12 protein-coding genes and 2 pseudogenes are annotated in these 14,484 nt (G+C 67.8%); 9 read left to right on the forward strand and 5 right to left on the reverse strand.

Annotated elements, in window-relative coordinates; all coding sequences use genetic code 11:
• Positions 1–89: 89 nt before the first annotated feature.
• From C441_RS18240 to C441_RS18250, 3 genes are all read left to right on the forward strand, one after another.
• Positions 90–947: a V-type ATP synthase subunit D gene (locus C441_RS18240; protein ID WP_007276434.1), complete on the forward strand. Its 858-nt coding sequence runs from the start codon at positions 90–92 to the stop codon at positions 945–947.
• Positions 948–1,011: 64 nt separating this feature from the next.
• A complete protein-coding gene (gene rdfA, locus C441_RS18245) occupies positions 1,012–1,800 on the forward strand; it encodes a rod-determining factor RdfA (RefSeq protein ID WP_007276435.1) in 789 nt (262 codons plus the stop codon).
• Positions 1,797–3,578 (forward strand): archaea-specific SMC-related protein, encoded by a 1,782-nt coding sequence (locus C441_RS18250; RefSeq protein ID WP_007276436.1) that lies wholly within the window; start codon positions 1,797–1,799, stop codon positions 3,576–3,578. Before rdfA ends, C441_RS18250 begins: the two co-directional genes overlap by 4 nt.
• Positions 3,579–3,626: 48 nt before the next feature.
• Here C441_RS18250 and C441_RS18255 read toward each other — a convergent pair whose 3' ends face one another.
• Both C441_RS18255 and C441_RS18260 read right to left on the reverse strand, forming a co-directional pair.
• Complete coding sequence (locus tag C441_RS18255) at positions 3,627–4,349, reverse strand: hypothetical protein (RefSeq protein WP_007276437.1); 723 nt, start codon at positions 4,347–4,349, stop codon at positions 3,627–3,629.
• 58 nt (positions 4,350–4,407) lie between these two features.
• Positions 4,408–5,022 carry a hypothetical protein gene (locus tag C441_RS18260; protein WP_007276438.1) on the reverse strand — a complete coding sequence of 205 codons (615 nt, stop codon included), beginning with the start codon at positions 5,020–5,022 and terminating at the stop codon, positions 4,408–4,410.
• Between the two features lie 196 nt (positions 5,023–5,218).
• On the opposite strand from C441_RS18260, the gene C441_RS18265 reads away from it, so the two are divergent.
• The 3 genes and pseudogenes from C441_RS18265 to C441_RS20650 form a co-directional block, all read left to right on the forward strand.
• Positions 5,219–5,458: a DUF7120 family protein gene (locus C441_RS18265; RefSeq protein ID WP_004978002.1), complete on the forward strand. Its 240-nt coding sequence runs from the start codon at positions 5,219–5,221 to the stop codon at positions 5,456–5,458.
• A gap of 382 nt (positions 5,459–5,840) precedes the next feature.
• Positions 5,841–7,139: a carboxylate--amine ligase gene (locus C441_RS18270; protein WP_007276439.1), complete on the forward strand. Its 1,299-nt coding sequence runs from the start codon at positions 5,841–5,843 to the stop codon at positions 7,137–7,139.
• Between the two features lie 201 nt (positions 7,140–7,340).
• Positions 7,341–7,547, forward strand: a pseudogene (locus C441_RS20650) (hypothetical protein); the annotation flags it as partial.
• Positions 7,548–7,575: 28 nt separating this feature from the next.
• Here the strand turns inward: C441_RS20650 and C441_RS18275 are convergent.
• Positions 7,576–7,851: a hypothetical protein gene (locus C441_RS18275; protein WP_007276440.1), complete on the reverse strand. Its 276-nt coding sequence runs from the start codon at positions 7,849–7,851 to the stop codon at positions 7,576–7,578.
• Between the two features lie 146 nt (positions 7,852–7,997).
• Positions 7,998–9,431 carry a twin-arginine translocation signal domain-containing protein gene (locus tag C441_RS18280; RefSeq protein WP_007276441.1) on the reverse strand — a complete coding sequence of 478 codons (1,434 nt, stop codon included), beginning with the start codon at positions 9,429–9,431 and terminating at the stop codon, positions 7,998–8,000.
• A 395-nt stretch (positions 9,432–9,826) separates the two neighbouring features.
• Between C441_RS18280 and C441_RS18285 the strand changes: the two genes are divergently transcribed.
• The 3 genes from C441_RS18285 to C441_RS18295 all read left to right on the forward strand — a co-directional run bounded on the left by C441_RS18285 (position 9,827) and on the right by C441_RS18295 (position 13,701).
• A complete protein-coding gene (locus C441_RS18285) occupies positions 9,827–11,089 on the forward strand; it encodes a polysaccharide deacetylase family protein (RefSeq protein ID WP_007276442.1) in 1,263 nt (420 codons plus the stop codon).
• 355 nt (positions 11,090–11,444) lie between these two features.
• Entirely contained in the window at positions 11,445–12,581 is a 1,137-nt protein-coding gene (locus C441_RS18290) for a glycosyltransferase family 2 protein (protein WP_007276443.1), read from the forward strand.
• 73 nt (positions 12,582–12,654) lie between these two features.
• Positions 12,655–13,701 (forward strand): DUF1616 domain-containing protein, encoded by a 1,047-nt coding sequence (locus tag C441_RS18295; protein WP_229722712.1) that lies wholly within the window; start codon positions 12,655–12,657, stop codon positions 13,699–13,701.
• A gap of 193 nt (positions 13,702–13,894) precedes the next feature.
• Here the strand turns inward: C441_RS18295 and C441_RS18300 are convergent.
• Positions 13,895–14,484: pseudogene (locus tag C441_RS18300) on the reverse strand (hypothetical protein); the annotation flags it as partial.

The following is a 14,484-nucleotide window of genomic DNA, read 5'->3' on the forward strand; positions in this document are numbered from 1 at the left end:
ATTGACAACGGCTTAGTCCTTGTCAAATCGGCTGGGGACGTGTCGGTGACACAAGTATATCAACCGTCGGGGCGACCGTAGCGTATACAATGCCGAATCGGCGACACCGGCGGACGGCCCCGACGCGCCGCGAGTTACTCTCGGTGACCGACGAGTTATCGCTCGCGCGGAAGGGAGAACGCATCCTCGAACGACGACGCGACAGTCTCGTTTTCGTCCTTCTCGACCTGTTAGACCGATGGACGGAACTGCGCCGCGAGACCGACGAGGCGTTCCGCGACGCGGCTGAGCTCCACGTCTGGGGCGCAGAGCGGGAGGGCGAAATCGCGCTTCGCGCGCTCTCGGAGGCGCGGAGCTCTCACACGGAGCTCATCGTCTCCGAGACGAAGCTCGTCGGGCTGACCGTCCCGTTCTTTCTGAGCACGTCGGCGCGGCGGTCGCTCGACGGGCGGGGGTACGGCGTCCTCGGCACGAGCGCGCTCGACGACGAGCTCGTCGGGTCCTACGAGTCGGTCGTGGAGGACGTCGTCAGGCTGGCGGAGATGCGGGCGGTCCTCCTGCGACTCCTCGCGGAGATTCGACGGCTTCGGCTCCGCGTCAACTACCTCTCCCAGCGGCTCATCCCGGATTTGGAGGTGGAAAAACGGCATATACGGCGGTACCTCGACGAGCGCGAACAGGAAGAGCGCTTCCGACAGTTCCGGACCAAACAGCGCAACGAGCGACGGCAAGCCGAGCGACGGGAGGCAGAGCGACGGGAGGCAGAGCGACGAGAAGCAGAACAGCAGGAAGCGGAACGGCGGGAAGCAGAACAGCAGGAAGCGGAACGGCGGGAAGCAGAGCGACAGGAAGCGGAACGGCGGGAAGCAGAGCGACAGGAAGCAGAACAGCAGGAAGGCGAGCGGCGAGTGGAGACGCAACAGACAGACGACAGCGGCCGGGAATGAGACGAGGTTGCCCGCCAAGCGTAGTCTTATTACCGTCGCGCCACCAGTTTCGTGCAACGAGACAATGTGCAAGGTCGACGTGGCAATCGAACGGTACGGGCTCGCCGCGCCGACCGGCAGGTACGACTCCGTCGACGACTATCTGCTGGCGCGGTGGACCGGGGCCGACGGCGGCGAAAGCGAAGGGTACAAGTCGCTCACGACGTGGTTCAACAAGCGACTGCTCGCGCGCGTCTACGAGCGGAACGGTCGCGACGTGACCGACGTGCGCCTCGACGCGGAGTACGAGGCCCTCGTCGGCGACGACGAGCTCGACTACGGGGACGTGGCCGCCGACCTCGCGACGGACGGCATCGACGCCGACGAGCTGACGGGCGCGATGGCGTCGTGGAGCACGATGCGACGCCACCTCAACGACTGTCTCGACGGCGAGAAGCCGACCGTCGAGGCGTCCTCGGACTGGGAGCGAAACAGCGTCGACATCGCGCGCGAGACGGTCAGACAGAAGGCCGAGTCGGCGCTCGCGTCGCTGGGGAAGAAAGGGCGGCTCGCCGGAGCCGGAGACGCCGGCGTCGACGTGCAGGTGAAGGTGTCCTGCGCGGAGTGCCCGACGCGGGTCCCGCTCGAAGACGCGCTCGACCGCGGGTTCGTCTGTCAGGAGCACCACGCCGGTGCCGACGAGATGGCTGAGGAGGCCGTCCGCGAGACCGGCGTCGCGCCCGACGGCGGGGCCGACTCGGGCGGGCGGCTCCGGGCGGTGCTCCCCATCGGCGCGCTCTCCAGCGCCGGCCTCGCGCTCGGCGAGTTCTCCGGAGCGGCGCTCGAACTCGTCGCGGCCGCCGGAATGGCATGAGCTGGCGGCTCGACGTGGAGAACGTCGCCGGGATTCGACGCGGGAGCGCGACGCTCGAACCCGGGTTGAACGCGGTCCGCGCGAGCAACTGGCAGGGGAAGTCGAGCTTCCTCGCCGCGATAGCGACCGCCTTCGGGACGGCGTCGCCGCTGACCGAGGGCGCGGCCGAGGGGCGCGTCTCGCTTTCGACGGACGAAAGGGAGTACACCGTCGAGTTGACCCGGGACGGACGGCACGTCCGGACGACCGGCGAGCCGTACCTGTCCGACGAGGTCGACCGCGTCTGCGCCGACCTGTTCGCGTTCCTCGGCGAGGAAAACGAGATTCGGCGGGCCGTCCGCGAGGGCGACGACCTCGAACCCCTCCTGACGCGCCCGCTCGATTTCGAGGACATCGACGCGAACATCGCCGAGGCGCGCCGCGAGCGCGACCGCGTGGACGAGGCGCTTTCGGAGGCCGAAGACGCGGCAGAACGCCTGCCGACGCTGGCCGGTCGGGTGTCGGAACTCGAAGCCGAGGTCGAGGAGTTGGAAGCGAAGCGCGCGGCGTCCGCGGACGCCGCCGGCGGCGACGAGACGCGCGAGGCGCTCAGCGACGCCCGCGCGGAGCGCTCCCGCGTCCAGAGCCGCATCGACCGGCTCGAATCGACCGCCGAGCGGGTCCGAGAGCGACTCGAATCGAGTCGCGAGGAGCTCGACGGACTCGACGTGGAAGACGACGATGAGCTGGCGCGCGAGCTCGACGCGGCGAAGCGGGAGCTCCGCCAGCAGGAACGCGATATCGAACTCCTTCGGGACGTCTACGACGCGAACCGCCGCGTCGTGGCCGAAGACCGGGCCGAACTGCTGACCGACGTGACCCACGGCCTCGTCGACGACGACCTCACGTGTTGGGTCTGCGGTGCCGAGACGGACGCCTCGTCTGTGACGGCGCGGCTCGACGACCTCGCCGAGCGAATCGACCGCCGCACCGAGGCGGCCGAGGCGAACCGCGAACGCGTCGAGGAACTCACGGAGCGCGTCGAATCGCGCGAGAAGCGACGCCGACGCGAACGGGAGCTTCAGACCGACGTTCGGGAGCTCCGCGAGCGCCGGTCGGACCTCGAACGCCGCCTCGACGACGCGCGCGAACGCGACGACGAACTCGCCGAGCGAATCGACGACCTCCGCGAGCGAATCGAATCGGATGCCGAACAGGTGACCGATATCGAAAGCGACCTGAAGTACGCAAAGGCGCGCCTCGACGACGCGAAGTCGGAACTCGAATCGGCCGAATCGAAGTCCGAGGAGCTCGAATCACTGCGTTCACAGCGTCAGTCGCTCACCGAAGAGATAACCCGCCTCCGGCGGCGGAAACAAGAGATAAAGAAGGAGACACGAGACGCGTTCGACGACGCGATTCGGGACATCGTCCCGCTGTTCGAGACGGGGTTCGAGAGCGCGCGACTGACGAGCGAGTTCGAACTGGTCGTCGCCCGCGACGGCCGCGAGGCGTCGCTCGACGCGCTCAGCGAGGGCGAGGTCGAACTCCTCGGACTGGCGACGGCGCTCGCGGGCTACGAGGCGTTCGACGTGGTGGAACGCGTGCCGGTCATGCTCGTGGACCGCCTCGGCGGCATCGCCGACGAGAACCTCGGGCGACTGACCGACTACCTCTCCGGGAGGGCGACGTATCTCGTCACGACGGCGTATCCCGAACACGGCGCCGTCGAGGGACACGACATCGACCCCGCGGACTGGTCGGTCGTCTCGGACTCGGCCGCACGGCGAGCCGAGTGAGGCCCGCATCGACGGCGTCGGCAGGCGTGAGGCGGTTCCCGCGGCCGGTCACTCAAGCGTGAGCGAAAAGCCCCACGCCGCCTCCTGTCTGTCGTCTCCGTCGGAAGCCCCCGAGAGGCCGCCGACGGCGAAGGCCGCCTCGAAGCGAAACTCGCCGACCGGGAGACAGCTCGCTTCCTCGCCTTCGGGCTGGGCGACGCCGTAGAGGTCCACCAGTTCCGACCGCGACTCGCCGGGTTCGAGCGAGAGAATCCGGTACTCCTCGGTCACGGCGATGTGGTCTTCGAGCCGCCAACAGCCCGCCTCGGCGGGGTACTCTCCGTCCGCGGGGAGGAAGATGAGGTCGTTCGTCGTGTCCGAGACGTACTGGAAGAAGACCGTTCTGCCCTCGCCGACCTCGACCGTCTCGTCGCCGGTGTTCGTCAGCGTGATGCGGACTTGCGGCGGATGCTCGTCGGTCGCGAGGTCCTCGGTTATCTCGACTTCGTGTTCGACCGGCACGTCGGGGGCGTCGTCGACGCTGACCAGTGAGATGCCGGGACCGCCGGACGGACGAGTGCCGCCGGTTCCGTCGTCGGTGCCGTTTCCGTCCGGAAGGTCGTCTGTCGTGTCCGTCGGCTCGTCGGTCGTGGGGTCGTCAGTCGGCGTGTCCGTCTGTTCGTCGTCAGTCGTCGCGCCGTCGTCCGACCCGCCGTTGCCGACACAGCCGGCGAGGAGGCCGAACGAGAGGAGGGCGGTCGAACCGAGGACGGTGCGTCGTGTCAGGGACATACCCAGTAGTCGTCGCGGACGGGAATAACCCTACGCGAGAGTCAAATCGCGGTTTGAGTCACGGGGCGGCGTCGCGGTGGCGGCGGTAGTGCTCCCACTCCGCGTCGGTGCCGTAGTGGACGACGAGGTCGGCCGCGGTCTGCTCGGCGACGCCCGACGCGCGCCTGAGCGCGGCGGTGTTCCGTTCGAGCACCGCGGCCGCGACGGCGTCCGCGCTCCCGAAGTGCTCGAACAGCGCCCGCGAGACGCGGTCGCCGGCGTTCGGAACCGGCGCGCAGGCCGTCCGGATGCGCGCCCGCTCGGCCCGGTCGTCGACGCGGTCGACCCACGTCTGGGCCCACGCGGCGACCGCCTCGCGCTCGGCGTCGGACGACGGCGGCTCGAACTCGCGGACCGAGTCGTCGACGACGCCGCCGAACCGGGCCGACACGGAGAGGCCGTCCGGATGCGGGAGGACGTGCACGCCCGGCGAGTCGCCGGAGTCGATACCGACGAGCACCGCGGGGACGGCCTTCTCGAAGCGGAGCGCGAAGTTCGCCGGGCGCGGCTCGCCGAGCGGGTAGATGACCCACTCGTCGCTCGGCAGTTCGACGCGCTCCGGAAGCCAGCCGAGCGCGTCGCTCTCGGCGGGAGCGGAGGCCTCGTCGGTCGTGGAATCTGTATCGCGTGTCACGTCGGTCCCTCGGTCCGGGACGTCGGAAATCGACGCCCCGCCGCTCGTCGCATTGAGGGTCCGACGGAGAACTGATAAGACACGCGGTTGTGACCGGCGCGCGGCGCGGAGTGTCAGTCGCGGTGACCGATTGCGACCGAAACACCCGATTACTCACACCCGGTCGCTCAAGTACGTCGAGCACGAACGCGTCTCTATGCCCGTCGTAGAAGTCAATCTCCCGGACGAACTGCTCGTCGAGTTCGAACAGCTCGTCGACGAAGAGTTCATCAGCGAAGAACAGGCCGTCGAGGAGCTCCTCTCGATGGGAATGGACGCCTACGGTGCCCCCGTCGACGACGAGGACGGCGTCCAGTCCGACTTCGTCCAGAGCGCCCAGAACAACCTCTTCGACACCGCCGGCGACCCCGGCGGCCTCGACGACGACGTGCTCTGAGGCGGCGGTCAGCCCGCGCCGCCCGAGGCGTCGCCTCGCTCGGCACCGCGCCGAACTGTTCTTCGGTCGAGAGCTCCCGCCTCGCCGACTCGACAGGTCGGCCGACCGGGGCGACGGTTTCGCCAACTCCCCGGTATGCTGTGGATAACCGACCCGAAACCGTCTGATTACTCGACTTTCACGAATCGAATCCGGTCGGGCGCGTGGGAATCCACAGTTCAGTCGCCGACGGCGCTCGCGCGCGGCGGCGCGGTCCCGCCCTGACGCGGGCGGCCGACCGCACTTCGGCCGCCGAGTCGAGCGGTCGGAACCGCCTCCCGTCACCGACCCTGAGTCCGTTAGCGAACCCATACTAATTCCGCCACCGCGCGACGGTTCAGGCATGTCCAAACGCGCGCACGCCCGAGAATCAGTACTCGTTCCATCGGGCAACTACACCTGCGTCCGGTCGCTCGGCGAGCGGGGCGTCCACACGGTCATGGCCTCCGAACACGACGACACGCCGGCGGCCTCGTCTCGGTTCTGCGACGAACTCGTCCGCATCCCCGCACCGAAAGACGACCTCGTGGCCTACAAGGACGCCCTCGTCGGCATCGCCGCCCGACCGGACGTGAAGACCATCATCCCGACGCGGCCGGAGGACGGCTACGTCTTCTCGAAGTACCTCGACGAGTTCGAGCAGTACGTCGACCTCGTCGTCCCCGACTTCGAGACGCTCCGCCGGGTCCACGACCGAAAGCTCCTCTACGAGGCCGCCGTCGAGGCCGGCGTCCCCATGCCGCGGACCCGCCTGTTCAGCGAGATTGCGGCGTTCGACAAGCCCTCGATTATCAAGCCGCGGTACAACGTCGTCGCCGGCGAGTACGTCGACAGCTACGACCCCCACGAGTACGACATCGTCAAGAGCGTCCGCCACGTCCGGCCCGGCGACCGCCCCGACGCCGACGAGATATACGCCGAGATGAAACACGACCCCATCGTCCAGGACTACGTCCCGACCGAGGACAAGTACATGTTCGCGGCGCTGTACGACCACGGCGAGCCGCTGGCGACGTTCCAGCACCTCCAGATTCGCGGGAACTCCTACACCGGCGGCGGCGGCGTCTACCGGACCTCGGTGTACGACCCCGAACTCGAAGCCGTCGCGCGGAAGCTCCTCGGCCACATCGACTGGCACGGCCTCGCGTGTATCGAGTACCTCAAAGACGCCGAGACGGGCGAGTTCAAACTCATCGAAATCAACCCCCGGATGTGGCAGTCGCTCCCCTCGACCGTCCGCGCCGGAGCTGACTTCCCGTACTACTACTGGTTGCAGGCGACCGGGCAGAAACACCGCATCGAACCGGGCTACGAACTCGGCGTCGGCACCCACTACCTCTGGGGCGAACTCGGCTACGTGATGAGCGTCCGCCGCGACGACTCGCCGCTCGTCGAGCGCCCGTCGTTCGTCAAGACCGTCTGGGAGGTCGCGTCGTCCATCTACCGCGAGCCGAGATTCGACCTCGCGCGCCTCGACGACCCGGTCCCCTTCGCCCGCTACGTGCACCACGCGGTGTTCAACCGCGGGGGCGACGAGGCCGAGGCGGAATCGACCGGCGACCGCGACCGCGGCGGTGACGAATCGGAAGAGCCGAGGACCGGCATCACGCTGACGCCGGGACTCAACTTCAGGGGTCGCTGAGTCGGCCGACGGTCGTGGCGTCGCCGCTTTCAGCGGGGGCTATTGAGATATCGCGCGTGTGCCGAAGTGGTGTGCTGACGGAGAGAATGCAATCAGCACCACGGTGATTTTATTCCGGTCGGAATCGTCTGAACCGATTGAGAGAGTAGAATGCGTATTAACGGGAGATGCCGATAGAAGAACGAGCGCGAGTACCACGAAATGTCGTCATCTGAGTCCACTACTGAGGGGGCGGGCGTTTCGCTCCGCAACGCGGTTTTAGTTGTCCCGCTCCTGTTCATGTTTCATCTCGGAAGGGGGTGGCCGCGGGGACTCGTGGAAGGGAACTACGCGAGAGGCGTCGTGGGCCTGGCGCTGACTCTGGTGCCGATAGTCTTGCTACTGTTCGTAATCAGGAAAGGCGTATTTCTGAACGCGCCGGTGTCGACGAAGACGCTCATCCGTACAGCACGTCGTCGATGTCCCCTTCGGTCGTCGTGACGCCGGACGAGACCATCCCGTCGTGGAACCGCTCGCGCTCGGATTCCGAAAGCGGGACGCGCTTCTCGCGGAACGGGTCGATGAGGTCCGCCTTGGACTCGACGGCGTTCTCGACGAGCCGCGCCAAGACCTCCTGCTGGGTCACTCGCTTCCCGGTCTTGAGCCGAATCTCGGTCTGTAACCGTTCGAGACGGGACTTCGTCTCGTCGTCTATTTTCACCGATGTGGCCATATTCGCTAGTAGAATAGACGACTGGTTGAGGTTTGCTACCGTTCTGACCGGCGTCATACCGACCTGTCTGCGCGCGCTTGCCAGCTCGGCCACGACGGAGTGCCGACGGCTGAGGGTTCGGACAGCGCCGTCGCCGACCGAACCACTCACTCGTCGCGGAACGCGCAGGTCGCGGTGTAGGACACGTCTTCGAGGACGAGCTCGGCGTTCCGACTCCGGGTCGGCGGGCCGCTGACGTTGATGCTGGTGTTTTCGACCGAGCAGTTCGACGCGCGGTTGACGAGCACGCCGCCGACCCGGCCGTTCGGCAGGTAGATACAGCTATCGACGATTCGGGAGCCGTTTCGGTTCTCGTCGATGACGACCGCCGAGCCGTAGGGCTGGCTCTCGCACGCCCCCGAGATGGTGACGTTTTCGAGAATCATCCCCCACGGCTCTCGCGCGATGTCGGTGTCGACCGGCCCCGCGTAGATGGTCTGGACGCCGGTGTCGTTGACGATGCGGCAGTTGCGCATCGTGAAGCCGCCGTGGCTCCCGTAGGTCGGGACGGTGATGATGCCCGGCGAGGACGGACTCGACCGGTAGACGAAGTCGCAGTCCTCGATGAGGACGCCCGTGTACCCGTGGCCGGTGGAGTCGATGCGGAGCCCCTCGGGGCTGTCGAGTCGGTCCCCCTCGCGGGCGTGTTCGTTGAGGTTATCGGCGTCGACGATGACGGTCGCGCCCTTGATCCACGAGGTCTTCGTGGGGTGGTCGCCCGCGGAGATGCGCATGTTCGTGTTGTCGTTGTTCTTGAACAGCCCGCCCTCGACGCGGAGGACGCCGCGGGTGTGGGTCGCGCGGAACGACGACGAGCCGCGCTGTTCGATGTGGCAGTCTATCATCCTGACCTCGCCGACGGACCGCTCGGTGATGCGAATCCCGGCGACGCCGTTCGGATAGCCGGGGAGCGCCGCGCCCTCGCGCATGTAGACGCGGCGGATGACGTTGACGCCGTCGACCGAGGTGCAGTCGAAGAGGAGCAGTTGGTCGCGGGCGTGGTTGTCGGTGGGGGTGCGACCGAGCCACTCGACGTCCTCGATGAGCGCGCCGTCGTCGTTGGCGAGCCAGATATCGGCGCTCGTGGTGTCGTCGTCGGTCTGCTGGATAGAGAAGTTCTGCAGGACGTGGTCCGTCCCGCTCGTGATGCGGAGCATCCGGAACTGCTCGCCGGGGTCCGCCGGCGGGAAGACGAACTGCACGTCCTTGTGCGAGTCGCCGAGGCCGACGAGCCGGAAGTTCGAGACGCCGCGGTCCCAGTCGTGCTCGCGGGTGATGAGGTAGTCGCCCGGCGGGAACTCGATGGCCGTGTCGTCGCCGTACGTCCGGTCGAGGATGTCGTCGACCGGCTCTTGGCCCGTCGGGTCCATCCCGAGGTCGCCGACCGCGTCGAGGACGGTGAGTTCCGGTTCGGGCGTGGGCGTCGACTCGGTCGGCGTCGGCGTCTCGGTCGGCGTCTCCTCGTCCGGCGTGTTACAGCCGGCGAGCGCGGCACCGACGCCGACGGCACCGAGCGTCCGCAGGTAGGTTCTGCGCTTCACCGGCGGGGGACCTCCGCGCGGTCGGGGCGTTCCCGGTAGCTGTCGGGCATCCGTCGAGCGTCGGCGTCACATCGCCACGGGGAGCGAGGTGAAGGTGGGAGAGAGAGGGACCACCGTCGATTACACATGTTTCCCGTCAGTTGGACCGGGAAGGTGATTGGTAAACGGTGTGTAACCGCGGCTAACGCCGCGAGGGGCGGGGAATCAAGGCTCGTCGGCGGCGGCGAAACCGGGAAAGTGACGTTCGGAAAGACCGGTCAGAATCGGCGTATTCGCGGTTCTCGACGGTTTCAGTCCGAGACTACTGAAATTACGAGTCGCATTACTATCAACTCGTGGCGACAGTTATTCGTATGGATTTGTCACGGCGTTCATATCTCGGGCTGAGCGCCGCCGTGCTCAGCGGGTGCGTCGCGAGGGGTGGGGAACCGGCCGGCACGCCTCCGGCACCGCCGACGAGCGAGCCGCCGACTCCGGCTCCGACCCCGCGGTTCAGCTACGACGACCCCAGCGTCGACGCGGCGGGCGACCCGCTGGCGGTCGCGTTCAACAGTCGAGAGCGGTTCAGAGACGCGGGCTGGCTCGTCGACGACTTCGAGGACGAGCGGCTCTGGGGGACGTTCGCGGGGCGGTACGCCGTCGAAGAAGACGTCGTCTACTGCGGCTCGCAGTCGCTCCGCCTCGAAGCGACGCCCGCCGACGAGCGGGTGTGGATTTACCGGACGTTCGACGGCGGCATCGACCTCTCCGATGCGGACCTGTCGCTGGCCGTCAACCTCGAAACGCCCGACACCGAGGGCATCACGGTTCGCCTCGCCGCGCCCGACTACGACAACACGCTCCTTCTCGGCCGCCACGTCTGGGCGGCCGGCTGGCAACGCCTCGACCTCGGCCCGCGGCGCGTCACCGGGTCGCCGGACCTGTCCAACGTCACCGAGATAAGCATCCAGCTGTACACCGGCGGCGGCACGACGGCGCGGTTCTACGTCGACTCCCTCCGGGCCACGCCGCGCGCCGACGCGGGCAAGGTGATGATTACGTTCGACGACAACACCCGGAGCCAGTACGACACGGCGTATCCGATACTGGAGTCCCACGGCTTCCCCGGCGTCGTCGGCGTCATCCCGTGGACCGTGGGGTCGAGCCACCGCATCCCGCGGTCGGGGATGGACGAGATGGTCGACTCCGGCTGGGACATGGTGAGTCACCCCCAGCGGTCGGACTCGTTCCGCGACCTCTCGCCAGCCGACCAGCGCGCGAGCATCAGGGAGTCGAAGGCGTGGCTCGTCGAAAACGGGTTCGAACGCGGGGCCGACTTCATCATCTGGCCGTACGGCCGGTACAACGAGTCGGCGCTCGCCGCCGCGAGCGACTACCACTACCTCGGGTTCGTGACGGTCGGGGGGCCGACCGGCGCGATATCCGACCCGCAAATCGTCGGCCGAACCGACGGCGACGACGTGCAGAAGGCGAAGCGGGCGCTCGATTTCGCCGCGCAGTACAACCAGCTCGCGGTGCTCATGTACCACGACGTGACCGGGGAGGGACGCTCCGTCAGCCCGGCGGCGTTCGCCGAGACGATGGACTACGTGGACGAACTCGGGTTGGACGTGGTCACGGCGTCCAGCTACTGGGAGTCGATTCGAGACTCCGTCTGACGGGGCGACTCGCCCGGTACGGAAACGCGGTCGCACAGAAACCCGCTCGGAGCGCCGACCCGAGTACGTCGATATAACATTTTTCTAGACAATCATTTCGAACGTTATTTAGATTCTGTCAGTCACGTTCCGAAGAACGTTAGACACCCGTTCTAACCGTCCGAAGCGCCTGAAATTCGCGTTTTCATACGTGTTGCTGACGACTAACAAAGACCCGAACGGCCCAATCAGCGGATCGAAGTATCAATGTTCCTACGCACTCTCCGACTCAATTCGTCGCCGCCGGGAGCGCCGTCCCATGGCGGCCGGCCGGCCGACGCACGGCGTACAACACAGGGGTCGCGCGCGAGGGGCGATGTATCGCGGTAACGCCGTGGGCGTCGTCGTGCCCGCGTACGACGAGGCGCGGTTCGTCGGCGGCGTCATCGACACGCTCCCCGTGTTCGTCGACCGCGCGTACGTCGTCGACGACCGCTCGACCGACGGGACGTGGGAGGTGATTCGGCGACACGCCGCCCGCGCGAACGAGCGAGTGGCCGCGCCCGTCGTCGCCGCGGCCGACGGCGGCGCGTCGCTCGACAGGCGCGTCGTCCCGATTCGGCACGCGGTCAATCGCGGACGCGGCGCGGCCGTCAAGACCGGCTACGAGCGCGCGCTCGCGGACGGGATGGACGTCGTCGTCGTGATGGACGGCGACGGCCAGATGGACCCGGACATCATGCCCGCCATCATCGACCCCGTCGTCGACGGGGACGCCGACTACGCCGTCGGCGACCGACTCGCGGCGCGGGACACCCGCCGGGGGATGCCGCCGTGGCGGCTGTTCGGCAACCTCCTGTTGTCCGGGCTGACGCGCATCGCCAGCGGCTACTGGCACATCCGCGACCCGCAGAACGGCTACACGGCCGTCTCGGCGGACGCACTCTCGGAGCTGGAGTTCGACCGGCTGTACGACCAGTACGGCTTCCTGAACGACCTGCTCGTGAACCTGAACGTCGCGGGAAAGCGGGTGGCAACCGTGCCGATGCGCGCCCGCTACGGCGACGAGGAAAGCGGCATCAGGTACTCGACGTTCGTCCCCGGGCTGTCGTTCCTCCTGCTCAGGGACTTCCTCTGGCGGCTCCGCGTGCGGTACCTCGACGGCGGCGTCCACCCGGTGGCCGCCCTCTACGCGCTCGGCGTCGTGGGTCTCCTCGCCGGCGCGCTCCGGTTGGTCGGTGGGGTCGCGTCGAAGAACCGCGCGAATCGGCGGTCGCTCGCCGGGTCCCTCGCTTCGGCCCTCATTGGGGTCGGGTCGCTCGGGGGCGCGATGCTCCTCGACAGCCGCGAGAACGAACGGTTACGGGTCGAGGCGGAGCCGTCTGCGTCGTTCGAGCGGGGCGCACCGAGCGACGCGCGGCCGGCTCGCGGCGGCGGCGGTGCCGGCGAGGGCGACGAGCGCGGAGAACGCGCGTCCGACGGCGTCACAGAGCGCGATGTGGCAGGGAGTTAGTCACCTCGTACCCGCGAAAGCGTGGGTGTGAGGATATCAATAACAACAGCCTAGTCGCGTCATCTATCCAGTAATGGGGTCCACATCACACAGCAAAGGACGGTTAAACCGGGCGCTCGGCGAGCTCTCGCTGGACGTGCCCTTCGCGCTGGTCATCGTCGTCGCGAGTAGCCTCGTCGCGGTTCTCGACGTCGTTTCGACCGTCCAAGCCCTCGTCGGACTCCCCGTACTGCTGTTTCTGCCCGGCTACGCGCTGTTGCTCGCGCTGTTCCCCGCCGGGTCGTCGGGTGGAGCCGTCGAAGGACCGTCGTTCGGTCGGTTCGAGTGGCAACCGAACCTCGGCCTCGTGGAGCGCCTCGCGCTCGCCTTCGGAATGAGCGTCGCGTTGCTCCCAGTCGTCGGGCTGTCGCTCCTCTGGGCCGGCGTCGGACTGGCCCCCGCGCCCGTCATCGCCGCGCTGTCGGCGGTCATCGTCGGCGGCCTCGCAGTCGGCGAAGTCCGGCGGCGGCGACTCCCCGAAGCGGAGCGGTTCCACGTCCCGATTCGGCGCTGGTACGCCGACGTTGTCCGGTCGTTCGACCAGCCCTCGCGGGTCGATTCGCTTCTGAACGTCGCGCTCGCCGCCGCCATCGTCTTGGCCGTCGCGAGCCTGAGCTACGCGCTCGTCGCGCCGGGAACGGGCGAGTCGTATTCGAGCCTGTCGCTTCTCACGCGGGACGCCGGCGGCGAGTTCGCCGCCGCCGACTACCCCGAGGCGCTGACGGTCGGCGAACAGAGCACGCTGTTCGTCTCCGTCGAGAACGACGAGGGCGAGGCGACGAGCTACACGCTCGTGGCCGAACTCCAGCGCGTCGAGCGGGTGAACGGCGAGACGACGGTCGTGGAGCGACAGGCGCTCGGGTCGCGGACGGAGACCGTCGAAGACGGCGAGACGTGGCGGACCCGCCACAGCTTCGCCCCGACGCTGACCGGCGAGGACCTCCGACTCACGTACTTCCTGTACGAGGGCGACGCGCCGGCGGAGCCGAGCACCGACACGGCGTACCGCTCGGCGTACGTCTGGGTCACCGTGACCGAAGAGCCGACCGGCGGCGCGGACGCCGGCGACGACGCGGCGTAACTCGGTCCCGCGAGCGACCGCCACGCCGTCGCGGAACGCGGCGGCCGCTCGGCTGTCGCGTGGAACCTCAAAAAACCGCGTCGAAATGCGAAAACGGGTGCCTCTGTCGTCTGCGGCGTCGCCGCGCGGGCGGCACGCCGCGTGTAGTTTCTGTGTCCGTGCTGTGCTGTCGTGCCGTGTTCCTGCCGTCGCCTCAGCCGTCGTTGTCCTCGAACGTCAGCGCCGCGTCGCCGACCAGGTTCATCTTCTTGATGTCGCCCGAGAACCGGAAGGCGTCGATACCGTCCGTGACCGACCCCTTCGCCTTGCCGTTGGTGAGGCTGTCGTCGCTCTCCGTCGCCCCGACGAGCGGGTCGTTCAGGATGTCGCCGGAGACCATGAATTCGTACGTCGTCTCCGCGCCGTCGCCCTCGACCACGAGGGTGTTCGGCAGGGAGAACACCGCGGGGTCGACCCGCGTGCCGTTGACGTAGACCTCGGCCTCGCCTTCGAGGAACGACAGCGACGTAATCGTGCCCGTGAACGCGTACGTGTCCTCGACGCCGTCGGTGGTTACCCAGCCCGTCGCGGAGCTTTCGGACACGTCGTCCCACTGTTCGACGGTGTCGCCCGAGGCTTCGAGCGTGCCGCTGACGGCGACTTCGTACTGCGTCTCGACGCCGGTGCCGACGAGGCGCAGTTCGTTCTGGCTGTCGGTGGAGTCGGTCGTCGAGTCCGTCGAGCCGTCCGTGCTCGAATCGGTCGTCGCGTCCGTGACCGTGCTCTCGGTCACCTGCTCGCCGT

The organism is Haloferax sulfurifontis ATCC BAA-897, assembly GCF_000337835.1.
Classification (GTDB): domain Archaea; phylum Halobacteriota; class Halobacteria; order Halobacteriales; family Haloferacaceae; genus Haloferax; species Haloferax denitrificans.